21 protein-coding genes are annotated in these 23,688 nt (G+C 71.7%); 1 reads left to right on the top strand and 20 read right to left on the bottom strand.

All coding sequences use genetic code 11. The features are described from left to right. Nucleotides 1-3: 3 nt before the first annotated feature. The 8 genes from JOD66_RS12315 to JOD66_RS12350 all read right to left on the bottom strand — a co-directional run bounded on the left by JOD66_RS12315 (nt 4) and on the right by JOD66_RS12350 (nt 9,491). Entirely contained in the window at nt 4-975 is a 972-nt protein-coding gene (locus tag JOD66_RS12315; protein ID WP_204837163.1) for an enoyl-CoA hydratase/isomerase family protein, read from the bottom strand. 49 nt (nt 976-1,024) lie between these two features. Continuing rightward, nucleotides 1,025-2,023, bottom strand: coding sequence for an LLM class flavin-dependent oxidoreductase (locus JOD66_RS12320; RefSeq protein WP_307823473.1), 999 nt, complete (start codon nt 2,021-2,023; stop codon nt 1,025-1,027). Next, nucleotides 2,020-3,597, bottom strand: a complete 1,578-nt coding sequence (locus JOD66_RS12325) for a class I adenylate-forming enzyme family protein (protein WP_204837165.1) — start codon at nt 3,595-3,597, stop codon at nt 2,020-2,022. Before JOD66_RS12325 ends, JOD66_RS12320 begins: the two co-directional genes overlap by 4 nt. Further along, nucleotides 3,594-4,595 (bottom strand): LLM class flavin-dependent oxidoreductase, encoded by a 1,002-nt coding sequence (locus tag JOD66_RS12330; protein WP_204837166.1) that lies wholly within the window; start codon nt 4,593-4,595, stop codon nt 3,594-3,596. Before JOD66_RS12330 ends, JOD66_RS12325 begins: the two co-directional genes overlap by 4 nt. After that, nucleotides 4,592-5,680: an LLM class flavin-dependent oxidoreductase gene (locus tag JOD66_RS12335; RefSeq protein WP_204837167.1), complete on the bottom strand. Its 1,089-nt coding sequence runs from the start codon at nt 5,678-5,680 to the stop codon at nt 4,592-4,594. The genes JOD66_RS12330 and JOD66_RS12335 overlap by 4 nt, the downstream gene beginning before the upstream one ends. 76 nt (nt 5,681-5,756) lie before the next feature. Further along, nucleotides 5,757-6,770, bottom strand: coding sequence for an acyl-CoA dehydrogenase family protein (locus JOD66_RS29490; protein WP_204837168.1), 1,014 nt, complete (start codon nt 6,768-6,770; stop codon nt 5,757-5,759). A 12-nt stretch (nt 6,771-6,782) separates the two neighbouring features. Then, nucleotides 6,783-7,931 carry an acyl-CoA dehydrogenase family protein gene (locus JOD66_RS12345; RefSeq protein ID WP_204837169.1) on the bottom strand — a complete coding sequence of 383 codons (1,149 nt, stop codon included), beginning with the start codon at nt 7,929-7,931 and terminating at the stop codon, nt 6,783-6,785. Between the two features lie 27 nt (nt 7,932-7,958). Continuing rightward, nucleotides 7,959-9,491 (bottom strand): AMP-binding protein, encoded by a 1,533-nt coding sequence (locus tag JOD66_RS12350; RefSeq protein ID WP_204837170.1) that lies wholly within the window; start codon nt 9,489-9,491, stop codon nt 7,959-7,961. A 69-nt stretch (nt 9,492-9,560) separates the two neighbouring features. On the opposite strand from JOD66_RS12350, the gene JOD66_RS12355 reads away from it, so the two are divergent. Beyond that, the gene (locus tag JOD66_RS12355) at nt 9,561-10,532 is read left to right on the top strand and encodes an MBL fold metallo-hydrolase (protein WP_204837171.1); all 972 of its coding nucleotides are present in this window, start codon (nt 9,561-9,563) and stop codon (nt 10,530-10,532) included. Between the two features lie 13 nt (nt 10,533-10,545). Here JOD66_RS12355 and JOD66_RS12360 read toward each other — a convergent pair whose 3' ends face one another. From JOD66_RS12360 to JOD66_RS12415, 12 genes are all read right to left on the bottom strand, one after another. Further along, complete coding sequence (locus tag JOD66_RS12360) at nt 10,546-12,096, bottom strand: class I adenylate-forming enzyme family protein (protein ID WP_204837172.1); 1,551 nt, start codon at nt 12,094-12,096, stop codon at nt 10,546-10,548. After that, on the bottom strand, nt 12,093-13,622 hold the full coding sequence (locus JOD66_RS12365) for a class I adenylate-forming enzyme family protein (protein WP_204837173.1): 1,530 nt from the start codon (nt 13,620-13,622) through the stop codon (nt 12,093-12,095). The genes JOD66_RS12360 and JOD66_RS12365 overlap by 4 nt, the downstream gene beginning before the upstream one ends. Then, nucleotides 13,622-14,116, bottom strand: coding sequence for a VOC family protein (locus JOD66_RS12370; RefSeq protein WP_204837174.1), 495 nt, complete (start codon nt 14,114-14,116; stop codon nt 13,622-13,624). Before JOD66_RS12370 ends, JOD66_RS12365 begins: the two co-directional genes overlap by 1 nt. A gap of 32 nt (nt 14,117-14,148) precedes the next feature. After that, on the bottom strand, nt 14,149-15,051 hold the full coding sequence (locus JOD66_RS12375; protein WP_204837175.1) for an SDR family NAD(P)-dependent oxidoreductase: 903 nt from the start codon (nt 15,049-15,051) through the stop codon (nt 14,149-14,151). Further along, the gene (locus JOD66_RS12380) at nt 15,048-16,256 is read right to left on the bottom strand and encodes an acetyl-CoA acetyltransferase (protein WP_204837176.1); all 1,209 of its coding nucleotides are present in this window, start codon (nt 16,254-16,256) and stop codon (nt 15,048-15,050) included. Before JOD66_RS12380 ends, JOD66_RS12375 begins: the two co-directional genes overlap by 4 nt. Next, on the bottom strand, nt 16,256-17,641 hold the full coding sequence (locus JOD66_RS12385) for a zinc ribbon domain-containing protein (RefSeq protein ID WP_204837177.1): 1,386 nt from the start codon (nt 17,639-17,641) through the stop codon (nt 16,256-16,258). Before JOD66_RS12385 ends, JOD66_RS12380 begins: the two co-directional genes overlap by 1 nt. A 17-nt stretch (nt 17,642-17,658) precedes the next feature. Continuing rightward, nucleotides 17,659-18,450 carry an ABC transporter ATP-binding protein gene (locus JOD66_RS12390; RefSeq protein WP_204837178.1) on the bottom strand — a complete coding sequence of 264 codons (792 nt, stop codon included), beginning with the start codon at nt 18,448-18,450 and terminating at the stop codon, nt 17,659-17,661. Beyond that, nucleotides 18,447-19,340 carry an ABC transporter permease gene (locus tag JOD66_RS12395; RefSeq protein ID WP_204837179.1) on the bottom strand — a complete coding sequence of 298 codons (894 nt, stop codon included), beginning with the start codon at nt 19,338-19,340 and terminating at the stop codon, nt 18,447-18,449. The genes JOD66_RS12390 and JOD66_RS12395 overlap by 4 nt, the downstream gene beginning before the upstream one ends. Nucleotides 19,341-19,344: 4 nt before the next feature. Next, nucleotides 19,345-20,268, bottom strand: a complete 924-nt coding sequence (locus tag JOD66_RS12400; protein ID WP_204837180.1) for an ABC transporter permease — start codon at nt 20,266-20,268, stop codon at nt 19,345-19,347. Next, a complete protein-coding gene (locus JOD66_RS12405) occupies nt 20,265-21,107 on the bottom strand; it encodes an ABC transporter ATP-binding protein (protein ID WP_204837181.1) in 843 nt (280 codons plus the stop codon). The genes JOD66_RS12400 and JOD66_RS12405 overlap by 4 nt, the downstream gene beginning before the upstream one ends. A 2-nt stretch (nt 21,108-21,109) precedes the next feature. After that, a complete protein-coding gene (locus JOD66_RS12410; protein ID WP_204837182.1) occupies nt 21,110-22,627 on the bottom strand; it encodes an ABC transporter substrate-binding protein in 1,518 nt (505 codons plus the stop codon). Nucleotides 22,628-22,787: 160 nt separating this feature from the next. After that, nucleotides 22,788-23,666 (bottom strand): alpha/beta fold hydrolase, encoded by an 879-nt coding sequence (locus JOD66_RS12415; RefSeq protein ID WP_204837183.1) that lies wholly within the window; start codon nt 23,664-23,666, stop codon nt 22,788-22,790. Nucleotides 23,667-23,688 lie beyond the last annotated feature (22 nt).

Below are 23,688 nucleotides of genomic sequence, written 5' to 3' on the forward strand. Positions count from 1 at the left end.
GGATCAGTCCTCCTGGGACCGGGCGTCGCTGAGCCGGAAGTACGGCGCGACCAGGCGGTCGCGGTCGGCGAGCGCGCGGCTGACACCCTTGTCGCGACGCTCCTTGAGGAAGTTCCAGTCGCCCTCGTCGAAGGAGGCGTTGGTGGCCCAGCCGTGGCCGACCCAGCCGGTCATCGCGCCGAGACCCTTGCCGCGCGCCTCCATCACGATCTGCATCATCGACTTGCCCATCATCAGCGAGTCGAGCGGCATCACCGCGATCGCCTCGGCGTAGTCGGCGACCCACTGGTCCAGCTCGTCGCGCTCGACGACCTTGGTGACCAGGCCCTTGGCCTCGCCCTCCTCGGCGCCGATGGCGCGCATGGTGAGCATGACGTCCTTCATCGTCGTCAGGCCCATCTTCTCGATCCAGTGATACATGTCCTGCGGACCGGGGCCGAGATAGCGGAACGCCGGGTGGGTGAACTTGGCGTCCGGGCTGGCGATCACGATGTCGGCGGAGAGCGCGATCTGGAAGTGCCCGCCGTAGCAGTAGCCCTGCACCTGGCAGATCGTCGCCTTCAGCGACTCGATGATCGGCCGGGTGAAGCCCGAGGACAGCACGTTGCGGTCGGGGAGGATCCGCTGGCGCTGGGCCGGACGGCGGCGTGAGGCCTTGTCGGTCCCGGACTTGTAGCCGATGTAGTGGCCCAGCTCGGCGGCGTCGGCGCCGGTGCCGAAGTGCTCGCCCTCACCCTTGAAGATGATGACCTTCACCCGGTCGTCGGACTCGGCCTCGCGGACCAGGTCGCCCACCCGCTCGAAGGCGGCCACCGGGATCGCGTTGAGCCGGTCGGGCCGGTCGAAGGTGATCGTGGCGGTGCAGCGCTTCTCGTCCACCTCGTAGCGGACGTACTTCGCGAGGACCTCGGGGTCGACCTCCATGTTGTCGACGTCCCACTGGTTCTCCAGCAGCTCTGCTTCGGTCTTCTTCACGGTCTCGTCCTTCTGGTTGTTCGTGGATCCGGGGATGGGCGGGGATGCGTCAGCGGAACGCGGGGATCACCTCGGCGGCGAAGAGGCGGAGCGATGCGCGGACCTGCTCGGTCGGCATGCCCAGCCATCCGGGCCGGAAGATGAGGTGGTTGAAGCCGAGGTCGCGCAGCGCGGAGATCCGCTCGACCAGGTACTCGGGAGAGCCGAGCAGCAGCGTGTTGACGACCAGCTCGTCGAAGCGGTCCCGCTGCCAGCGCAGCGCCGGATACTCGGCGTACGTCGAGTACTCGGTGCGGGCGTGCGGCAGCGCCTCGGCGACCGCTCGCTCGTCACTCGGCGCGCAGTAGAGCTCGACGCCCACCGGTCGCTCCACGTCGACGGTGTCCTTGCCGGCCTCGACCAGCGCCTGGTCGTAGACCGCCAGGTGGTCGGGGAGGAAGGTCTTGCTGGGCGCGTTGCCCGGGGCGTACCAGGCGTCGCCGAGGCGGGCGGCGCGGCGCACCGCCTTCTTGCCGCCTGCGCCGACCCAGATCGGGGGGCCACCGGGAGTGAGCGGGCGGATGCCGATGGAGGCGTCGTGCAGCGGGTAGAACTCGCCGTCGTGGTCGACCGGCTCCCCCGACCACAGCGCGCGGATCACCCGGAGGCTCTCGTCGAACCGGCGGAACCGGGTCTCCGGGTCGACGCCGAAGGCGGCGAACTCGTTCTCGCGGTAGCCGGCGCCGACGCCGAGCACGACCCGGCCGCCGGAGAGGTGGTCGAGGGTGGCGAACTCCTCGGCGACGTGGACCGGGTGGAACAGCGGCAGCAGCAGGATGCCGGTGCCGAGCGTCATCTCGCCCGAGCGCGGGATCAGGCTCGCCAGCATCGAGATCGGCTGCGGCGTGGCCAGGTTGGACTGGAAGTGGTTGATCGTCCACACCGAGTCGTAGCCCAGCTCCGCGGCCAGCTCGACCGTCCCGAAGAGGTCACTGAGGTGGGTGCCGAGGTCGTCGGCGTGGGGGTACTGGTGGGATGCCATGATCCCGAACCTCATCGGCCCGCTCATCGGCCCGCTCCCGCGTCGAGGACCAGGTCCGGCACCGATGCCCGGCTGATCTTGCCGGCCTCGCTGCGCTCGAGCTCGGGGACGATCTCGATCCGGCGGGGGGTTTTGAAGTGGGCCAGCCGATCGCGGGCGAACGCGACCAGCTGCTCCTTCAGCTCCTCGTCGGTCACTTGTGCGGCGCCGTCGGCCTGGTCGGTCAGGTCGGCCCGGACGACCAGGGCGACCGGGATCTCGCCGAGCCGGTCGTCGGGCAGCCCGAGCACCCGGACGTCGGCGACGAGGGGGTGCTCGCGCAGCTCGTCCTCGACCTCCTCGGGCCAGACCTGGAAGCCGCCGCACTTGATCATGTCGCGCTTGCGGCCCGAGAGCCACAGCACGCCGTCGGCGTCGACGTGGCCGACGTCGCCGGTGTGCACCCAGCCGTCGCGGACCAGCTCGGCGGAGGCGGCGGCGTCGTCGACGTAGCCCTTGGTGAGCTCGGAGCGGACGACGACCTCGCCCTCGGCGCCCGCCGGCAGCGCGCTGCCGTCGTCGCCGCGGATCTCCAGCTCGACGCCGGGGTAGACCCGGCCCGCCGAGCCGGGCTTCCACAGGCCGGCCTTCATGTCCTTGCCGGTCCAGCCGGCGATGTGGCCGGACTCGGTCGAGCCGTAGTTGACCAGGATCGGCACCTGGTAGCGCTCCTCGAACGCCCGGCGTACCTGCCACGAGATGGCCTGGCCGGCGACCAGCACCGACTTCACGCCGGCGAACGGGAGGTCCTGCTCGGCGTGGGCGATGTCGAACACCATCGTCGGCAGGAAGAAGAAGTTGTCGAAGCCGAAGCGCTCCATCAGCCGGCCCAGCCGGTCGACGCCGAAGCGCTCCCACACGACCGCGGGGCGACCGACGAAGTAGGCGAACAGCAGCGAGTGCTGGCCACCGGAGTGGAAGAGCGGCAGCGCGATCAGGTTCGGCTTGGCGGTCTCGCTGGCCGTGCCCTCCGCGTCGGAGCCGGTGGAGACCCGGGCCAGGCGCTGGAGTGAGCCGTAGGTGCCACCGTGGGTGACGCTGACCGCCTTGGGCCGTCCGGTGGTGCCGCCGGTGAACAGGATGCAGGCCTCGGCGTCCGCCGCGACCTCGGGCGCGATCACCCGGACCTGCGCGCCCCAGCCCAGCTGCTCGACGCCGGGGAGCGGGTCACCGACCGAGAGTACGGGGATGCTCGCCCCGGCGACGAAGTCCGCGACCACGTCGGGGCGGCGGGTGTCGGTGAGCAGGAGCACCGGGTCGGTCTTGGCGACCGACTCGGCCAGCTCGGCGGCGTTGTAGAGGCTGCTGATGGTGACCGGGACGGCGCCGAGCTTCCAGGCACCGAAGAGGAGGAAGACCGTCTCCGGTCCGTTGGTCAGGTAGAACGCGACCCGGTCACCGGGACCCACACCGTGGGCGCGCAGCCGCTCGGCGACGCCGCCGGCGAGCAGGTCGACGTGGTCGAAGGTCCAGCCGCCTGCGTCCTCTCCGTGGAGCCCGATGAGCGCGCCGCGGTCGGCCGCCCGGTGCTCCAGGATGGTGGCCAGGTTGGTGCCGCTCATCGCGCTCCCTCCACGGCTGGTCCGGAGACCCGCTCGATGACCTCCGCGCCGAAGCGGGCGATCTGGTCCATCGCCTCCGCCTGGCTCGCACCGACGAACTGCAGGCGCAGCGAGACCTCGGTGATGCCGAGCTCGGACTCCCAGCGCCGCAGCTTGGCGACGATCTCGTCGGCCGAGCCGACCAGGCAGTCCTCCGCGAGGTACCGGTCCAGGTCGAGGCCCTGGGCGTCGTCCCAGGACTTGTAGCCGGCGTACTGGCGCTCGAGGTGGGGGCGCACGCCCGCCACCGCGGCGTCGTACGAGTCGGCGATGAATGCCTCCCGGCTCATGGGGTACTCCCGAGCCAGGTCGTGACCGTGCTCGGTGAGCGTGTCGCGGTAGACCGCCAGCATCGCCGCGAGGTCCGCGTCATCGCCCTTGGGGCCGATCAGCCACGGGGCGTCCAGCCGGGCCGCCCGCTTGATCGCCGGCTCGGCGAAGGCGCCGATCCACAGCGGCGGACCGCCGGGCTGGACCGGGCGCAGGGCCAGTGAGGCGCCCGGGACCTCGCCCCAGGACCCACTGATGTCGATCGTCTCGCCGTTCCAAAGCGAGCGCAGGATCGGGACATAGGCGCGCAGCCGCGCCAGCCGGTCCTCCCACGCGACGCCGAACGCCGTCGTCTCGCGACGCCGGTAGCCGGCGCCGATGCCGACGGTCAGTCGCCCGCGGGAGAGCACGTCGAGCGAGACCAGCTCCTCGGCGAGCGCGACCGGGTTGAGCAGGGGGGCGAGCAGGACGCCGAAGCCGATCCGGACCCGCGAGGTGGCCGCGGCCAGGTAGCCCGCCAGCGGGATCGGCTGCACGAACGCCGACTGCGCCAGGTAGTGGTGACCGAGGTAGACGGCGTGGAAGCCGGCCGCCTCCGCCGCGGCCGCCTGCGCCAGCACGTCGTCGATCCCGCCGACGGCGTCCGCCGCCGGGTCGAACTGTGCGCTCAGGAAGCAGCTGACCTTCACCCCACGACCGCCTCGGTCCGCGACCGCTCGGCGGCCTCGTCCTGCGCGCGGAAGTGGGGGATCACGGTCTCGGCGAAGGTCTCCATGGACTTCAGCGCCGCCTTCCGGTCCAGCGACGGGATCCGCAGCCAGCCGATGTAGTGGTTGATGCCGAGCTGGTCGCGCAGCATCTCGATGGTCTCGATGACCTGCTGCGGCGAGCCGAAGTTGCCGCCGTGGGTGAGGGTCTGCTCGAGGGTGAGCAGCTCGATGTTCTTGGCGACGGCCTCGTAGTAGGCCCGCTCCTTCTCCATCGCCTCCTCCGAACCGGGGATCACCTTGCCGACCGACTTGTAGTAGTTCAGGGCGGCTCGGGCGGCCTCCTTGAGACCATCCTCCCCCTCGCCGGCCCAGACCTGCTGCATGAAGGGCACGTCATAGGTGGTGACGTCGAAGCCGTTCTCGGCCATGGCGGAGCGGTAGAGCGCGTAGTTCTTCTGCATGATGCCGAGCGGGGTGAAGTTCGGCGAGGTGATGATCGGCTCGCCGATCGCCCCGCGCTCCTTGAACGACTCCGGCGAGACCGTGCCCTGCAGGATCGGCGGCCCGCCGGGGGTGAACGGGCGCGGGTAGGTGGTGATGTTCTCGTAGGAGAAGATCTGGCCCTGGTAGGAGAAGGACTCCTGGCTGAGCGCGAGCCGCAGCACCTCGAGGGTCTCCTGGTAGCGGACCTTCGACTCCTCCAGCGGTACGCCGAAGCCGGCGAACTCCTGCGGCTGGTAGCCACGGCCGACCCCGATGGTGACCCGGCCACCGGACAGCACGTCCAGGGCGGCGATGTCCTCGGCGAGCCGGAGCGGGTCGTGCAGCGGCAGCACCAGCACCGCGGTGCCGATGGTGATCCGCTTGGTCCGCTCGGCGACGGCCATGCCGAAGTTCACCGGGGAGCCGAGGATCCCGTACTTGGAGAAGTGGTGCTCGGCGAGCCAGACGGAGTCGAAGCCGAGGTCGTCGGCGAGCTCGATCTCCTCGAGGGTCTCGCGCAGCACCTGGTGGTCCGATGCGCCATCGCTCACCGGGAACAGGTTCATGATTCCGAACTTCACGGTCACTCCTTGAATATTCCGACCAGACGGTATGTTAGTGCGAGCGGCAGCGACCCGCAAGGGTGGCGCGCGATCCTCAGCCCCGGGCGCGGTGCGCGCGCACCCGCAGCACGCCGGCCTCCCGGCGGTGCCACGAGCCGCGGCCCGCGTGCGCGTCGAGGACGAAGGCGCGGCGCAGGAAGAGGTGCGGGTCGGCCTCCATGGTGATGCCCATGCCGCCGTGGACCTGGATGCACCGCTCGGCCGCGAAGATCGCCGCCTTGCCCGCGGCCGCCTTCGCGGCGTGCACCTGGATCGGCGCGTCCTCCCGGCCGTTCTCGACCGCCCAGGCGGCGTACAGCGCCAGGTCCCACGCGGCCTTGCGGACGGCGACCGCCTCCGCGAGCTGGAAGGCGACGGCCTGGAAGGAGCCGATCGGGCGCCCGAACTGATGCCGGGTGCGGGCGTACTCGGCCGCCAGGTCGATCGCGCCCTGGGCGAGGCCCGCGAGCTCGGCCGCGACGACCAGGGTGGCGCGCCGGACGCCGGAGCCGACCGCGCTCGCGCCCTCCGGCGCGGCCAGGGTGAGGTCGGCCAACGGCACGGAGGGGTCGAAGGACTGCCGCGGGACGACCTGCACCGGGTCGGCGAGCCAGACACCCGCGGGGCCGAGGGCGACCACGCCGTCGGCTACCTCGGCGTACCGGACCAGGGTGCGGCGCTCGTCGCTCGCTCGGTCGGCCCAGCCCGTGACGCCGGGCGCGTCGACGGCGGGCGTCAGCACCCGGCTTCCGTCGAGGATGTCGGCGGGCACCTCGGCACCGGCGCCGGCGAGGAGCTGGACCGCGGCCGCATGCGCCGGGAACCGGCTCGGCACCAGGCTCTCGCCCAGTGCCTCGACGGCGACCAGCAGGTCGATCAGGCTCGACCCCAGCCCGCCCGCCGCCTCGGGTACGCCGAGCAGACCGAAGTCACGCAGCAGGGCGGCATCGCAGTCCGGCGCGCCCCACGGCGCGGTGAGGGCGTCGCGGGCACCGGTCTTCTCGTCGGCGACGAGGCCGCGCACGGTCGACTCGATGTCCCGCTGGTCCTGGGTGAAGGTGGCTCGCACGGTTCTCTCCGCTCAACGCGAGCGGGGCAGGTCGAGCACCCGCTCCGCAAGGATCGACTTCTGGACTTCCTCGGTGCCGCCCTCGATGGTGTGGGCGCGGGCGCGCAGGTAGCGGCGCATCCGGGCCGCGGCGCCGTCGCCGTCGAGGAGCACGCCGCCGGCCTCGTCGAGCTGCACCGCCAGCCGGTTGGCGTTCTGGACGACGCCCGCCCACAGGCTCTTCAGGGCCGACGTCTCCGGCCCCGGGATGCCTCCGGCCTGGCTCTCGCCGAGCATCCGCATCGAGCCGATCCGCACGGCCTCGGCGTCGCACTGCAGCGCGCCGACCGCGTCCAGGAAGGCCGGGTCGTCCGCGACGCCGCGCTCGAGCGCGATGTCGATGATCCGGTCGACGGCCTGCCGGGCCCAGACCCAGAGGTTGAGCGCCATGCTGCCGCGCTCGAAGGCGAGCGTCGTCAGCGCGACCTTCCAGCCGTTGCCGACCCCGCCGAGGACGTCCTCGTCGGCGACGAAGACGTCGTCGAGGAACATCTCGTTGAACTCGGTGTCGCCGTTGATCATCTCGAGCGAGCGGACGGTGAACCGCTCCATCGGCGCCAGGAAGTAGGTGATCCCGGCGTGTTTCTGGTCCGGGTCGGTGCGGGCCAGCAGCAGGCACTGGGTCGCGTTGTGCGCGTTCGAGGTCCAGATCTTGGAGCCGTTGACGAGCCAGCCCCCCTCGACCTTGGTCGCGGCGGTGCGCAGGCTGGCCAGGTCGGAGCCGGAGCCGGGCTCGCTGAAGCCCTGGCACCAGTACTCCTCACCCTTGAGGATCCCCGGCAGGTAGCGGGCCTGCTGCTCGGCGGTGCCGTGCGCGATGATCGTCGGCCCCGCGAGCATCATCCCGACACCGTTGAGCGGGTACGGCGCGCTGCGGACCGCCGCCTCCTCGTTGAAGATCGCCTGGGCGAGCGAGTCCAGCCCGCGACCGCCGTGCTCGGTCGGCCACGACAGCCCGGCCCAGTTGTCGGCGCAGAGCCGGTCCTGCCAGATCCGCGACCACCGCTCGCGCTCGGCCTGCGGGAGCACCTCCTGGTCGGGCACGTCCTCGAGCGCCTCGTCGAGCCAGGCGCCGACCTCCCGGCGGAACGCCCGGTCGGCGTCGCTGTCATCGAAGTCCATGTCCACCTCTCCTGTGGTCCGGGTGGCTCACGCGGACACCTCGGTGTCGGCGAGCCGAGCCTTGTAGAGCTTGCCGTTGGGGTCGCGGGGCAGCTGGTCGTGGACCACGAAGCGCCGCGGCAGCTTGGGCTTGGCGAGCCGCTCGGCGAGGTCGGAGCGCAGCCCGGCGACCGCGGCGTCCTCGTCGGGGGCGTCCGGCGTGAGCACCAGGTGCGCGACCGGGACCTGGCCGTACTCGGGATCGGCCGCGCCGACGACGCCGGCGTCCGCGACCCACGGGTGGGCGATGAGCGCCGCCTCGATCTCGGCCGGGTAGACGTTCACGCCGCCGACCAGGATCAGCTCGGAGACCCGCCCGGTGATGTAGAGGAAGCCGTCCTCGTCGACGTGCCCGACGTCCCAGACGGTCATCAGGCCCCCGCGGCGCGAGGTGTCGGTCTTGCCGGGATCGTTGTGGTACTCGACCTTGTCCTCGCCCTGGCGCATGTAGACGATGCCGGACTCGCCGGTCGGGACCTCGTTGCCCTCGGCGTCGAGGATCTTCAGGGTGGAGATCGACGCCGGGCGCCCGACCGTGCCGGGATGGGCCAGCCACTCGTGGGGGCGGGCGATCGTCGTACCGACCTCGGTGGAGCCGTAGTACTCGTAGACCACCGGGCCGAACCAGTCCAGGATCCCCTGCTTCACCTCGCGCGGGCAGGGCGCGGCGCCGTGGATCACGTACTGGATCGAGGAGACGTCGTACGACGCGCGGACCTCGGCCGGGAGCTGCAGCAGCCGGTAGAAGTGGGTGGGCACCATGCTGGAGCCGGTGACCCGCTGGTCCTGGACTCGGGCCAGGAAGGACTCCGGCGTCCAGCCGTCCATCAGCACGAGCGTGCCACCGGCGTGCAGCGCGCCCATCGCGGGCGTGATGTTGGCGGAGTGGTAGAGCGGCGCCGAGACCAGCCAGGAGCCGAAGGCCTCACGGTGCATCCCGAACTCGTTGAAGAGCCAGACGTAGGTGAGGGCGCCGGTGTCGGCGTCGACTCCGCTCAGCGGGCGCTTGACGCCCTTGGGCCGGCCGGTGGTACCGGAGGTGTACATCATCAGCGAGCCGGCCGGGGTGCGCTCGGGGTCGGTCGCGGGCATGCCGGCGGTCAGCTCGGTGAGCGGGCGGGCGCCGGCGGCGCCCGGGCCGTCGACGTACACCTGCACGCCGGGGCCGGCCGCGGCCAGCACGGTGGTCTCGGCGCGCTCCGAGGCGACCACCACCTTAGCGCCGCTGTCGGCGAGGATGTACTCGATCTCGGGCGTGGTCAGGTGGTAGTTCACGGTGACCAGGTAGATCCCGGACTGCATCGCGGCGAGGTAGAGGGCGACCATCGCGGCGCTGTTGGTCGTCACCGAGGCGACGGTGTCGCCCTCCCTGAGCCCGCAGTGCTCGCGCAGCCCGTGCGAGATCCGGTTGACCTCCGCGAAGAGCTCGCCGTAGCTGATCCGCTCGTCGTCGGCGGTGACGATCGCGCACTGGTCCGGATCGGACGCGGCCCAGAGCCGGAAGCCGACCTGCTCGCTCATCGCACTCCTTGAACTAGATTCCGACCATTCGGTATGTTCTCCCGAAAGAGTAGACGGGATCGAACCATCATGTCCATACCTGTCAGCCAGCAGCACGCCGCCCGGTACCGAGCGCGCGAGGTCGCCGGGCCCAGCCTGGTCGGCGCCGGCGTCTGGGCGGTCCCGGTGCCCCTGCACGGCAGTCCGCTCCGCTCGATCATCGTCTACCTGCTGGAGACCTCCGACGGCCTCGTGCTGATCGACGCGGGCTACGAGCACCGCACCTGCTGGGAGTCCTTCCAGGCCTCGCTGTCCGCGATCGGCCACCGCGTCGAGGAGATCCGCGCCGTGCTGATCACCCACAACCACCCCGACCACGTCGGCTTCGCCGACCGGGTCCGCGAAGCGTCCGGCGCCGAGGTGATGCTGCACCGCGACGACGACTTCGCCACCCAGGAGACCGTCCGCGGCGGCTTCCTGGCCCAGCTCCGCCGGGCGTTGAACGCCACCGGCGCACCCGAGGACGTGGTCGCCTCGATGTACGACGAGGCGCTCGCCGTCGCCCATCACGCCGAGAGCCTGCGCGCCGACCGCGTGCTCGACGGCGGCGAGGTGCTCAGCATCGGCGACGTCGACATCGAGGTGGTGCACGCCCCCGGCCACACCTACGGCCATCTCGTCTTCGTCGCGCGCGGCATGGTCTTCACCGGCGACACGATGATGGCCGAGGGCCCCACCCAGCTCGCCATCCCCAGCCTGCCGGACGACGACCCGGCCGGCGACCTGCTCGCCACCTTGGACCGGATCGCCGGCCTCGGGGTGGACGTGGCATGTCCAGCTCACCAGTTCGCCTACCGCGAGGTGTCCACCCGCGCGCACCTGCTCGCGGCCCACCACCGGGCCGAGGTCGACGAGGTCCGCACCCTGCTGCCTCGCTACGACACCGCCTGGGAGCTGGCGCCCCGACTCGACCGGGCGAAGCCGTGGGCCGAGCTGGGCAGCGGCACCCGACGGTTCGCGCTGATGCACACGCTCGCGCTGATCCGCGGCGCCGGGCACTGAACTTGGCTCCGGCCTACTTCTCGGGGTAGGCCCAGTCCGGGGTGAGCTCGGACCAACTCTCGCGCAGGCTGCGCTTGAGCACCTTGCCCGACGGGTTGGTCGGGAGCTCGACCACCAGGTAGACCTCCTTGGGCACCTTGAACCGACCCAGCCGGGCCCGCGCGTGCTCGATCAGGTCGGCCGCGTCCAGGCCGGGCCGGCCGATCACGAAGGCGACGGGCACCTCCTGCCAGGTCGGGTGCGCCACGCCGATCACCGACGCCGAGAGCACCAGCGGGTGGTCGGCCAGCACGTTCTCGATCTCGGCGCTCGACATGTTCTCCCCGCCGCTGCGGATCATGTCCTTGAGCCGGTCGCGGATGTAGAGGTAGCCGTCGGCGTCGAGGCAGCCCACGTCACCGGTGTGGAACCAGCCGCCGCGGAAGGCCGCCGCGGTGGCCGCGCCGTCGTCGAGATAGCCCGGACTGACCTTCGGTCCCCGGGCGACGACCTCACCGTTCTCGCCGACCGGGACGTCGTCGTCGTTCGCGTCGACGACCCGGACGTCGACGCCCACGACGGGGATGCCCACCGAGCCCTGCTTGGACTCCATGTGCGCCTCGTCGAGATAGGTCAGCCCGCTGCAGGTCTCGGTCAGGCCGTAGCCCTCGATCAGCCGGGCGTTGGGGAACAGCCCACGCGCCACCTGGAAGAGTGCCGAGGTCACCTGGCTGAAGATCAGCCAGCGCACCGAGGCCAGGCCGGTCTCCCGATCGTCCGCGGCCCGGCGGATCATGTCGAGCATCGTCGCCGCGACGACCATCCCCGTGATCTGCTCGGCCTCGATCGTGGCGAGCACCTCGGCCGGCAGGAACCGCCGCTGCAGCACCATGCACCCGCCCACCTGCCAGATGGCGTACCCGGGCAGGTCGGTGCCGCCGACGTGGTAGAGCGGCGCGAAGTTGAGGATCCGGTCGGTCGGGCGCAGCCCGAGCTCGACGATCTGGGCGTGCATGTTCGCGGCGACGTTGCCGTGGGTGATCAGCACGCCCTTCGGCAGGCTGGTGGTCCCCGAGGTGTAGATGATCCGCTGGAGCGCGTCGGGCTCCAGGGGCAGGTCGGGCACCCGGGTCCCCCGGTACGGCGCCGCGAGGTCCGCGAGGTCCTCCCAGCTCGGGTCGATCGGCTCGAGCGCCAGCCGGCGTACGCCGGGCAGCCCGGCCAGCGCCGCGGCGGTGACCTCGGCGAACTCCGGCACCGTCGCCACCGCCTCCACCCGGGCATGACCGAGCAGGTGCGCGAGCTCGCCCGCGGTGAGCCGGTAGTTGAGCGGCACGAACACCGCGCCGATCCGGGACAGCGCGAGCGAGAGGAACATGAAGCCCGGCACGTTGTCGGCGACGATCGCGATCCGCGAGTCCTGCCCGACGCCCTGCTCCCGCAGGCCCGCGGCGAGCGCGCTCACCTCGGTGTCCAGCTCGGCGTACGTCCAGCGCCGGCCCTCGAAGACCAGCGCGTCGGCGTCGGCGAACCGGACCGCGTTCCAGGTCAGCATCCGGGCCAGGTTGGCCGTCGGCGCGGTCACGACCGCGACTCGGCTTCCTGGGCGCGCAGCTGCTTCTTCAGCACCTTGCCGGAGTCGTTGCGCGGCAGCGCCGCCACGACGTCGACGTGCTTGGGCACCTTGTACTTGGCGAGGTGGGCGATGCAGTGCTCACGGAGGTCCGCGGCCGTGGTCGCGGCGCCCTCGCGGAGGATGACGAACGCCTTCGGCACCTCGTCCCACGTCGCGTCGGGTACGCCGATCACCGCCACCTCGGCGACGTCCGGGTGCTGCGCGATGACCCGCTCCACCTCGGCGCTCGCGACGTTCTCGCCGCCGGACTTGATCAGGTCGGTGCGCCGGTCGACGAACCAGAGATAGCCGTCCTCGTCGATCCGGGCGACGTCGCCGGTGAGGAACCAGCCGTCGCGGCGGGTGCGGGCGTTGGCGGCGTCGTCATTCCAGTAGCCGGGCGAGATCTTCTCGCCCCGCACGATCAGCTCCCCCTCCACCCCGGGCGGCACCGGGCGGAAGTCCTCATCGACGATGCGCAGGTGGACGCCGGGGAAGGGCGCGCCGAGCGCTCCCATCTTCGCCTCCTCGTGGGCGGCGTCCATGTAGCAGACCCCGTTGCACAGCTCGGTCATCCCGAAGGTGTCGACCAGCCGCACGTGCGGGAGCAGCGCCTTGACCTGGCGCCGCACGCTCGGCGCGACGCCGGCGAAGAGCAGGTAGCGCAGCGCGGACAGGTCCGGCTTCGGGTCGAGCTCCAGCATCGCGAACAGGATCTGGGCGGCGAGCACCAGGCCGGTGATCCGCTCCTCGACGGCGATCCGGGCGATGTCCTCGGCCTTGAACGTCGGGGTCAGCACCATGGTCGCGCCGGCGGTGAACACCGCGAGCCCGGGCGCCTCCAGGCCGCTGACGTGGAACAGCGGCGCCGAGATCAGGATCCGGTCGGACTGCGTCAGCTCGAGCTCGAGCACCTGCGCCCGGTGGTTGGCGGTCAGGTTGCCGCAGGTGTGGATCACGCCCTTGGGGTGCGCGGTCGTGCCCGAGGTGTAGAGCAGCCGGTGCACGTCGTCGGCCGCCCGCTCGGCGTCGGGGACCCGCACTCCCGCGGGCACGGTCGCCAGCAGGTCGCTCAGTCGCAGCGAGCCGGCCAGCACCCGGTCCTGGTTGGCCACGGTGATCTTCAGCCCGGTCGAGGCCAGCAGGCTCTCGGCCACGGGCGCGAAGTCGTCGTCGTACAGCAGGCAGGCGATGCCGGCCTGCTCGATGACATAGGCCTGCTCGGTGGCGTGCAGGCGCCAGTTCAGCGGCACCGAGATCGCGCCGATCCGGGCCAGGGCGAGCAGCTCGAGCACGTAGGTCGCGGTGTTGCGGCCGAGGACGCCCACCAGGTCGTCGATGCCGATCCCCGCGGCGAGCAGGGCGGCGGCGTACCTGTCGACCTCGGCGTCCAGCTCCGCATAGGTCCAGCGCCGCTCGCCGTCGACCAGGGCCTCCCGGTCCGCGCGCCGCAGCGCCTGGACCCGCAGCGTCTCCGCGAAGTTGCTGGTGGCCATCAGGAGAGCTCGCCTCGGCGGAAGGCCAGGATCTCCTCCCGCGTCGGCAGCGAGACCAGCTCCAGCAGGTTGCCGTCGAGGTCGCGCGCGGCGAAGGCGGTGATGTAGCCGTAGTTCTCCAGCAGCACCCGGTTCGGCGGGCCGAGCACCTCGGCGCCGAGGTCGACGAAGCGCTGGTGCACCTCGGCGATCTCGTCGACCGGGACCTGGAAGGAGAGCAGGAAGGTGCCGAGCTCGAGATGGCCGGCGCTGGCGGTGCGCCGCTTCTCGCCGTTCCACTCGATCAGCTCGAGCTGGCCGATCTGGCTGGGCCCCTGCAGGTACTGCACCTTCCCGGTGGTGCCGGGGGGCAGGCCCAGCGAGCCCTCGATCCCCGGGCCGCCGACATCGGAGCGGAGGGTCCTGGTGTAGCCGAGCGCCTTCTCGTAGAAGTCGGCCGCCTTCTCGACGTCGGACACGGTCATCGCGACGTGGTGGACTTCGCTGACGGGCATGGTCGGTCCTCTCTCTGCGCTGGTCCGCGCCCTCAGGCGCCGAGGACCTTCTGGATCAGGGCGATCTCGTCGTGACCGCCCTCGGGCACGATGAAGTCCTCGAGGGAGCAGATCTCGTCGATCGCGGCGAGGACGTCGGAGGGCGACGCCGGGTCGGGACCGGAGTACCAGCCGGGCGTGACGCCCAGGAAGATCCGGCCCACGCGGCCGCCGCCGACGGTGAGGATGTGGCGGTTGAGCTCGCACTGCTCGGAGGCGAGATAGGTCGCGACCGCCGCCACGTGCTGCGGGTCGAAGCGGTCGGCGAGCTCGCCGAGCAGGCCCTCGGTCATCCGGGTCGCGGCGGTCGGGGACAGCGCGTTGACCGTGATCCCGTGTCGCTCACCCTCCAGGGAGAGCACGTTCATCAGGCCGACCAGCCCGGCCTTCGCCGCTCCGTACGACGACTGGCCGAAGTTGCCGAGCAGGCCGGAGGAGGACGTGGTGAGCACGATCCGGCCGTAGCCGCGTTCGACGAAGTGCGGCCAGGCGGGCCGCAACACGTTGAACGCGCCGCCGAGGTGGACGTCGAGCACGTCGGTCACATCGGTGTCGACCGCCTTGGCGAACGAGCGGTCGCGCAGGATCCCGGCGTTGTGGATGACGGCGTCGACCTGGCCGAAGGCGTCGATAGCGGTGGCGATCAGCGCCCGGCCGCCCTCGACCGTGGCGACCGAGTCGGTGCTGGCCACGGCGATGCCGCCGGCAGCGGTGATCTCGTCGACCACGGCCTGGGCGGCGCCGGAGCTGCCGGTCCCGTCGACCGCGCCGCCGAGGTCGTTGACCACGACCCGGGCGTCGTGCTGGGCGAGGGTCAGCGCGTGCGCCCGACCGATGCCGTTGCCGGCGCCGGTGACGACGACCACCCGGCCGTCGTACGAGACCTGGCGGCTCATCCGCCGACCTCCTCGCGCGTGGACGGCTCGGTGCCGAGGACGGCGACGAAGGCGACGCACGAGCCGGGCTGGCCGCCGAGGTTCTGCGCGACGGCGAGCCGGGCGTCCGGGACCTGTCGTTCGCCGGCCTCGCCGCGCAGCTGGGTGAAGCACTCGAACATCATCCGCAGTCCGGTGGCACCGATCGGGTGGCCGAAGGACTTCAGCCCGCCGTCGCTGTTGACCGGGAGCGCGCCGTCGAGGTCGTAGCGCCCGTCGAGGATGTCGCGCCAGGCCTTGCCGCGCTCGGAGAAGCCGAGGTCCTCCATCAGCACCAGCTCGGTCGGCGTGAAGCAGTCGTGCACCTCGGCCAGCGAGATCTCGGTCGCGGGGTCGCTCACCCCGGCCTGCTCGTAGGCCTGCTGGGCGGCGAGCACCACCTCGGGGAAGGTGGTGAAGTCGTAGCCGTCGGCGGCCAGCCCGGCGCCCGAGCCGGCGACGAAGCTCATCCCGCGCAGGAAGATCGGCTTGTCGGTGTACTTGTACGCGTCCTCGGCCCGCACCAGGATCGCGGCGGCCGCGCCGTCGGAGACGCCCGAGCAGTCCATCACGCCGAGCGGCCCGGCGATCTTGGGCGAGCTCTCCACGACCTCCGGCGCGATCGCCTTCTGGAACTGGGCGCGGCTGTTGCGGGAGCCATTGGCGTGGTTCTTCACCGCGACGTGGGTGAGCGCGCTGCGCAGGTCGCGGTCGCCGACCCCGTGCGCCTGCTGGTACGCCGGTGCGAGCAGGGAGAAGCCGGCCGGCGCGGTCCAGTCGACGTCGGTGCCGTCGGACGGCGGGTAGACCGCCGAGAGGCCGGCCTGGGAGGAGTCCTTGAGCTTCTCGACGCCGGTCGCCATCACCACGTCGTAGGCGCCGGAGGCCACCGCGAAGGCCGCATTGCGGAAGGCCTCGGACCCGGTGGCGCAGTAGTTCTCCACACGGGTCACGGGCTTGCCGACCAGGCGCAGCGGCCGGGCCAGGGTCTGACCGGACATCCCGGAGCCCTGGGTGCCGACCCAGAAGGCGTCGACGTCGGCGAGCTGGACCTCGGGCAGGGCGGCGAGGCACTCGGTGACGGCGTCGACGAGGAGGTCGTCGGCGGAGGAGTTCCAGTGGTCCCGGAACGGGGTGCAGCCCATCGCGACGATCGCGACGTCGTGGGTCATGCGCTTGGTGCCCATCAGCGGTTGTCCTCCTGCGGACGCAGCTTCCAGAAGTAGTTGTGGATCCCGTCGGTGGTCCACAGCCGGCGGAACACCGGGCGGACTGCGTCGCCGACGGCCACCGAGCCGGCCGGCACGTCGGTCGCGTACGCGGTCAGTCGACCACCGCCCTCGACGTCTGCGACGACGATGTCGACCGCGTCCTCCGGCATCGTGGTGAGGTGGTCGGTGGTCACGGAGACGACCCGCGCGACCTGGTCGCGCAGCGAGATCCGCTTGCCGGGGATCTCGGCGACGATGCCGCACGCCGCGCAGGCCCGGCTCGGCGGCGTGGTCACCGTGCCGCACGCGTCGCACACGCTCCCCTCGAGCCGGAACTTCCAGCCCGCGCGGCGATGCATCGGCGGCGCGGCCGGCGCCGGAGCGGCCGGGCGGGCCGGACCCTGGACGTCGAGGAGGCCGCGCCAGCGCAGGTAGCGGCCGTAGCCCAGCGGCTGCCGGGCGGCGAGCTGGTCGCGCACCGACGCACCGCCGCGCGCGGCGCGGACGCCGTCACCGACGCGGAGCACGAAGGCGTCGGCGCCCTCGGTCGCGGACACGAGGAGGACCGTCTGGCCGGGCTCGGCGATGTCGAGCGTCGCGGCGAGCAGCAGGCCGGGGTGCGCGGCGCCGGTGAACCCGGCTGCGCGCTCGATCCGCGCGTCCTCGCCGGCGCCGCCCAGCGCCCGCCTCAGGGTCGCGGCGGCCCGGGCGTTGGAGGAGGAGACGACGACGTGGTCGACCGCGTCGAGGCCGGCGTCGACGAGCGCCCGCCCGGCCGCCTCGCGGCCGGCGGCGACCAGGATGTCGGCGGTGAAGCGCTCGTCCCAGATCCGGTCGGTGCGCTCGCCGGGGAGACGCCAGCGCTCCAGCACCTCGGTGGTGTGCCCGGCGCGCGCGAGCAGGGTGGCGGCGCCGGTGCCGCCGGTGAAGGCCGCTGCTGCATCGCCCTGCGCGAGCTCGTCGGGCGCTCCCGGCCGGGTCTGCCGGACGTCGGCCAGGGCCGCGCTGGCACCCGCTCGGAGCACCAGGTCGAGTGCGGTCGCGCCGGAGCGGTGGCCGCGCAGGTCGACCGCCGCGACGCCCGGGTCCAGCCCGAGCGCCTCGTGGACGATGCCGGCGGCCGTCTTGGCGTCGTAGGGGGCACTGGTGGTGGCGAGCAGGAGCTGCCGGCCCTCGGGAGTCGCGCCGGCGACGTGCCGCAGCGCCTCGACGGCGAGCGTGACGCTGTCCTCGTCGAAGGCGGCCACGCCGCGGGTCGGGCCGCCCGGACGGGGCAATCCGGTGGCGTCGAGCTGGTTGTGCTCGAGGACGTACGCGGGCAGGTAGGCCGCGTAGGCCTCGATGCCGAGCTGTTCGGACATGGGGGTGGGACTTCTCCTTAGCTCCACGAGGGGATGGCGGCGAGCAGCCGCCGCGTGTAGTCCTGCTGGGGCTGCTCGAGCACGGTCATGGCGTCGCCCTGCTCGACCACGCGGCCCGCGCTCATCACGGCGATCCGGTCGCACAGGTCGCTGGCGAGCATCAGGTCGTGGGTGACGAAGAGCAGGCCGATGCCCAGCTCGTCGACCAGGCTCCGGAAGAGCTCCACGACCTTGGTCTGCGTGGTGACGTCGAGCGCGGTGGTGCACTCGTCGGCGATCACCAGCGCGGGCCGGGTCACCACGGCGAGGCCGATCGCGACCCGCTGCCGCAGCCCGCCCGAGAGCTGGTGCGGGTAGGAGTCGAGAACACGGGCGGCATCGGTGATCCGCATCTGCTCGAGCACCTCGACCGAGCGCCGCTCGATCTCCGCCTTGTCGATGTCGCGGACGTGGCGACGCAGCACCTCGGCGAGGTGGCCACGGACCTTGAGCAGCGGGTTGAGCGAGCGGGACGCGTCCTGGAAGACCATCCCGACCTCGGAGCCGCGCACCTGGTGGGTGCGGTCGACACCGGGCGCGACGATCCGGGTGCCGGCCAGCTCGATGGCGCCGGCGTCCACCCGGACGTTGCGCTCCAGCAGCCCGACGACGGAGCGGGCCAGGGTGGTCTTGCCGCTTCCGGACTCGCCGACCACGCCGAGGATCTGGCCCTTGCGGATCTCCAGGGACACCTCGTCGAGCAGGCGCAGGTCGCTGGCGGCCAGCCGCGCGGTGATGGAGAGCCCGGAGACGGTGAGCAGCTCGGTCATCGGCGCCTCTTCCGCGGGTCGTGGTGGGTGAGCAGGGCATCGCCGAGCAGGTTGACCAGCAGCACGAGCACGGTGATCGCGAGGCCGGGGAAGAACGCGATCCACCAGGCCTGGCTGAGCTCGTCCTGGCCGGCGGCCAGCATCGAGCCCCAGCTGGTCTTCGGGGGGACCACGCCCAGGCCGAGGAAGCTCAGCGCACTCTCGACCAGGATCGCGGTGCCGACCTGCAGGGTGGCCAGGGCGACGATCGTCCCGGCCAGGTTGGGCAGCACATGGCGGAAGACGATGCGGGACTCCGAGGCGCCGGCCGCCCGCAGGCCGAGGACGAACTGGCGCTCCCGGATGGTCATCGTCGCCGAGCGGGTGACCCGGGCGCAGGCAGCCCAGCCGGTGAGGCCGAGGACCAGGAAGAGCACGGGCAGCGAGGAGCCCCGGTTCGCGATGATCGCCAGCGCCACCAGGATGAACGGCAGCGCGAGCTGGGCGTCGATCAGGATCGAGACCACCTTGTCGACCCAGCCTCGGCAGTAGCCGGCGAGCAGTCCCATCAGGGTGCCCGGCCCGATCGCGACCAGGGCGCCGACGAGGCCGATCAGGATCGTCAGCCGGCCGCTCTCGACGAGCTGGGTCAGCACGTCCTGGCCCAGCTTGTTGGTGCCGAGCGGGTGCTCCCAGGTCCCGCCCGAGAGCCAGGCGGGCGGCGTACGGGTCGCGGACAGGTCCTGGCCGCCGTCGGGGAGCAGGCCGGTGAGCGGCAGCACGAAGACCAGTACGGCGACCGTGACCAGCGGCAGCGCCAGCCAGAACACCGAGGTCCGCTCGCGCCGGGTCCGGGGCGGGTCGGGGACCTCGCCCTCCGACGTGGCCAGGTCGAGCTCCAGCTGGCTCATCGGGTCACCTCACCCTCGGGTCGACGACGGAGTGGATCACGTCGACGAGCAGGTTCAAGAAGACGAAGACCAGGGCGCCGAACCCGACGATCGCCTGCACGAGCGGGAAGTCGCGGAACTGGATCGCCTGCAGGGCCAGCTGGCCCAGGCCCGGCCAGGAGTAGACGTACTCGACCGCGACGGCTCCCGAGAGCAGGATCCCGGTCTGGAGCACCACGATGGTGAGGATCGGCATCATCGCGTTCTTGAAGGCGTGCCGCCAGACCACCCGGGTCCGGCTGATGCCGCGGGCCCGGGCGGAGTCGATGAACGGCTCGCCGAGCGCCTCGCTCATCGAGGCCCGGGTCAGTCGCGCGATGTGGGCCATCGGATACAGCGACATGGTGACCGCCGGCAGGATCAGGTGCCGCAGTGAGCCGGACTGCCCCGCGGGGAGCCAGCCGAGTTTCACCGCGAACAGTACGACCAGCATCATCCCCAGCCAGAAGACGGGAACCGACTGGCCGAGCAGCGCCAGGGTCGAGGCGCCGCGGTCCCACCAGGTGCCCTCGCGGGTCGCGGCCAGGACGCCGAGCGGGATGCCGATCAGGAGGGCGAGTGCCATGCCTGCGGCGACCAGCTGGAGGGTGTACGGCAGCCGGTCGAAGATCATCGTGCTGTTGGGCTGGTAGAACTGCAGCGACGTACCGAGGTCGCCGGTGAACACGCCCTTGAGGTAGTCGAGGTACTGCACGATCAGCGAGCGGTCCAGGCCCAGCTCGTGGCGCAGCGCGTCGCGCTGCTCCTGCGGGGCCATCGGACCGAGGATCGTGGCGGTCGGGTCGCCGGAGAGTCGGCCGAGCGCGAACGCCAGGGTCAGCGCGATCAGCAGTGAGGCGAACAGGGCGCCGACGCGGGAGCCGACGCGGCGCAGGGTGGTGGCTCTCATCGGCGCGCCCTCCATCGCGCTCCGGGCATCGCGGCCAGGAGCTCGCGGGTGTAGTCCTCCTGCGGATCGAGGAAGACCGACTCGCACGGCCCGGCCTCGACGACCTTGCCGCGGAACATGACGTGCACGCTGTCGCAGACCGAGCGCACGACAGCGAGGTCGTGACTGATCATGAGCAGCGCCGCGCCGGTGGTCGAGCGGATCTCCTCGAGCAGCTTCAAGACGTCGGCCTGCACCGAGACGTCGAGCCCCGAGGTCGGCTCGTCGGCGACGATCAGCCGGGGCCGCATCAGCAGCGCCCGCGCGATGCAGACCCGCTGGGCCTGGCCGCCGCTGAGCTGGTGGGGATAGCGGTCCAGGATCTCCGGAGCCAGCCGGACCCGCTCGAGCAGGCCGGTGTCGTCGATCCACGAGGTGCGCTCCCGCTGCAGCCCACGCAGCTCGGCGAAGCCCGAGCGCACGGACTGGCGCGGGTCCAGCGAGCCGTGAGGGTCCTGGAAGACGACCTGCACCTCGGGCCGCAGCTCGCGCAGCTGGCGGCGCCCGATCGAGGAGAGCGAGTGCCCGAGCAGCCGGATGTCGCCCTCGCCGCGGGCGCCGAGGCCGGTGGCGGCCATCGCCAGCGTGGTCTTGCCCGAGCCGGACTCGCCCACGATCGCGACGCTCTCCCCCGCGGCGATGCTCAGGGAGACACCGTCGACCGCCCGGAAGACCTCCCCGGTGGTGCGATTGCGGTGCTCGACGACGAGGTCGTCGACGACGAGCACCGGCACCGCGTCCTCGGGTCCCGGGAGGTGCCGGCCGCCGGCCGGCACCTCCTTCGCGAGCATCTCGGACATGGTCAGCGCGTCGCCTTCGTGAAGTCCGCGCGGTTGAGCGCGTTGTAGTCGACGTCGCTGACACCGGGGGCGGTCGCATAGTTGTAGATCTGGCGGTAGAGCGGGACGTAGCAGTGCTTCTCCACCACACCCAGCGTGTTCAGCTCGTCATAGATCGACTGCGCCGCCGCCGCGTCGTCCTGCTCCAACGCCTTCGCGGTCAGCTCGTCCATCCGCGGGTCCGGGCAGTTGCCCGTGATCGAGGCCGTCTTCATGAAGCCACTGGCGAAGAAGTCCGGCACCGCCACGTTCGGCACCCCCGCGAAGATGTAGAGACCGTTGAGCTGACGGCCGATGACCTGCTTGACCAGGGTTCCGTAGTCGAGCGGCTGGTACTTCACCTCGAACCCGGCCTGCTCCAGGCTGCCGCCCACGGCCTGGGCGACCTCCTCGATGTTGGTGTACTGACCCGCCGGATAGGTGATCGGCACCGTCGGACCGTTGCCCCCGACCAGCTCCGCGGCCTTGGCCGGGTCGGCGTCGACCTGCTCGGCCGGCTCGGTGCCGGGCTTGACGTTCAACAGCCCACCGTCAGCACTCGCGTTGCCGTCGAAGATGCCCTTCACGATCGCGTCCCGGTCGATCGCCAGCGCCGCGGCCTCGCGCAGCTTCGCGTCGTCGAACGGCGCCTTCGTCGAGTCCAGGAAGGCGACGATCTTCATCGCGGTCTCGACGCTCTCGGTCTCCAGGCCGGCCTTCTCCGCCTCCTGGGACTGGGCGTGGGTGAGGTCGAAGGCGACGTCCACGCTCTTGCTCTGCAGCAGCGCCAGCCGCTGGGACGCCTCGGTCGACCAGGTGAACACCACACCCTGGTTGGCCGGCTTCTCACCCCAGTAGTCCGGGTTCTGCTTCACCGAGATGCTCCGCCCCGCCTGCACCTTGTCCAGCACATAGGGACCGGTGCCGACCGGAGCCGCCGCGAAGCCCTCCGAGCCCTTCTCGGCATAGTACGCCGGGGGCAGCACGTACACATTCGAGAACAGGTTCGGCAGGTTGTACTGCGGGCTCTTGGTCTTCACCACGACGGTCGTGGCGTCGGTCGCCTCGACCGAGGCGACGTTGGCGAAGTAGGACTTCAAGATGCCGGACTCGGTGTCGCGGTTGAGCAGGATGCTGTTCGCGACGGCGGCGGCGTCGGCCGGCTCGCCGTTGCTGAAGCTGACGCCGTCCCGGACGGTGAACGTCCACGTGGTCGGGTCGTCGCGGGTCCAGTCGGTGACCAGACCGGTCTTCTCCGGCTCGTAGTCCCCGTCGATCGCGATCATCGGCTCGAGCATGGTCGACCAGACGGTCTCGCCGGAGCGCGCGCCCACGACCGGGTCGAGGGTGGTCGGCTGGGCGTTCAGCAGCGCCCGGATCACCGACGCCTCGGCGCCGGTCGCGTCGGAGTCGCTGCCACAGCCGGCCAGACCGGTCCCCGCGATCAGCAGGGCCGCCGTCGCGGCGGCCAGCCGCGACGACACCAAGCGGTTCTTCTTCATTGCGCCTTCCTTGGTGCGGTGAGTTCGAGAGGGCCTCACGCAGCTCCGAGTCTCCGTGATGCTCACCACAAAGTACCGACCGGCCGGTATTAAGTCAACGATCTCGTCCGCGCCCCAGGCGAATCCGTGGGCGATGCGGCGATTCTCCCCGACGCCGCGCTCAGGGCGCCGCGGGGAGGGGCGACGCGGTGGCCAGCCACCCGGAGACGACCCGGAGGAACTCGGCGTTCTCCTCGACGTACGGGAAATGGCCCGAGTGCGCGAACTCGTGCAGGGTCGAGCCAGCGATCAGCCGATGCGTACGACGAGCGCCCACCTCCAGCGGGAAGGTCCAGTCGCGCGCGGCGCCCAGCACCAGGGTCGGCACCCGCGCGATCGACGGGACCTGGTCGAGCAGGTCCGAGCCCGCCCAGATCCGCAGCGTGGCGTTGAAGGCCGCGGCGCTCCCGCCACGGGGCAGGGGGACGTCGGTGCCGAGCAGGCCCGGGTCGGCGAAGTAGGCGGACCGGACGGATGCGGTGACGGCGTCGAACTCGGCATCGGTCGCCTTGGGCACCAGCAGGGCGTCGCGGATGCTCTCGAACTGCTCGTCGCTGACGCAGACCTCGCGGGCGAACCGCAGCGACTCGTCCAGGTGGTCCAGCGCCGAGGTCGAGCAGGAGACGACCAGGGCGTCGAGGTCGTCGGGATGGTCGATCGCGTAGGACTGGACGACGAAGCCGCCGAAGGAGTGCCCGAGCACGCTCCAGCGGTCCACGCCCAGCCCCACGCGTAGCCCGTGGAGCGCGTCCGAGAGCCGGCTGACCGTGTGCCAGTCGTCGTAGTCGGCCGGGGTGTCGCTGCCCCCGTTGCCCGGCAGGTCGACGTACACGACCGTGCGGGTGTCGGCGAGACCGTCGAGCCAGGGCCGGAAGCCGCGGTGGCCGTAGCCCATCCCACCGTGGACGACGAGGAGCGGCGGGCCGGCGCCGATCACGTCGACCTGCAGCCGGTGGTCGCCGACGTCGACCAGGTACTCGCCGGTCGTGAGCTGGGACATGCGCGTCCTCCTCGGACATGAC

Source organism: Nocardioides nitrophenolicus (genome assembly GCF_016907515.1).
In the GTDB taxonomy this organism is placed as follows: domain Bacteria; phylum Actinomycetota; class Actinomycetes; order Propionibacteriales; family Nocardioidaceae; genus Nocardioides; species Nocardioides nitrophenolicus.

Bases quoted from the DNA above. Each gene is read 5' to 3' on its own strand.
- JOD66_RS12405 (WP_204837181.1), bottom strand. From the start codon at position 21,107: ATGTCCGAGATGCTCGCGAAGGAGGTGCCGGCCGGCGGCCGGCACCTC.
- JOD66_RS12320 (WP_307823473.1), bottom strand. From the start codon at position 2,023: ATGAGCGGGCCGATGAGGTTCGGGATCATGGCATCCCACCAGTACCCC.
- JOD66_RS12415 (WP_204837183.1), bottom strand. From the start codon at position 23,666: ATGTCCCAGCTCACGACCGGCGAGTACCTGGTCGACGTCGGCGACCAC.
- JOD66_RS12385 (WP_204837177.1), bottom strand. From the start codon at position 17,641: ATGTCCGAACAGCTCGGCATCGAGGCCTACGCGGCCTACCTGCCCGCG.
- JOD66_RS12325 (WP_204837165.1), bottom strand. From the start codon at position 3,597: ATGAGCGGCACCAACCTGGCCACCATCCTGGAGCACCGGGCGGCCGAC.
- JOD66_RS12400 (WP_204837180.1), bottom strand. From the start codon at position 20,268: ATGAGAGCCACCACCCTGCGCCGCGTCGGCTCCCGCGTCGGCGCCCTG.
- JOD66_RS12375 (WP_204837175.1), bottom strand. From the start codon at position 15,051: ATGAGCCGCCAGGTCTCGTACGACGGCCGGGTGGTCGTCGTCACCGGC.
- JOD66_RS12365 (WP_204837173.1), bottom strand. From the start codon at position 13,622: ATGGCCACCAGCAACTTCGCGGAGACGCTGCGGGTCCAGGCGCTGCGG.
- JOD66_RS12390 (WP_204837178.1), bottom strand. From the start codon at position 18,450: ATGACCGAGCTGCTCACCGTCTCCGGGCTCTCCATCACCGCGCGGCTG.
- JOD66_RS12350 (WP_204837170.1), bottom strand. From the start codon at position 9,491: ATGAGCGAGCAGGTCGGCTTCCGGCTCTGGGCCGCGTCCGATCCGGAC.
- JOD66_RS12345 (WP_204837169.1), bottom strand. From the start codon at position 7,931: ATGGACTTCGATGACAGCGACGCCGACCGGGCGTTCCGCCGGGAGGTC.
- JOD66_RS12380 (WP_204837176.1), bottom strand. From the start codon at position 16,256: ATGGGCACCAAGCGCATGACCCACGACGTCGCGATCGTCGCGATGGGC.
- JOD66_RS12370 (WP_204837174.1), bottom strand. From the start codon at position 14,116: ATGCCCGTCAGCGAAGTCCACCACGTCGCGATGACCGTGTCCGACGTC.
- JOD66_RS12395 (WP_204837179.1), bottom strand. From the start codon at position 19,340: ATGAGCCAGCTGGAGCTCGACCTGGCCACGTCGGAGGGCGAGGTCCCC.
- JOD66_RS12355 (WP_204837171.1), top strand. From the start codon at position 9,561: ATGTCCATACCTGTCAGCCAGCAGCACGCCGCCCGGTACCGAGCGCGC.
- JOD66_RS12410 (WP_204837182.1), bottom strand. From the start codon at position 22,627: ATGAAGAAGAACCGCTTGGTGTCGTCGCGGCTGGCCGCCGCGACGGCG.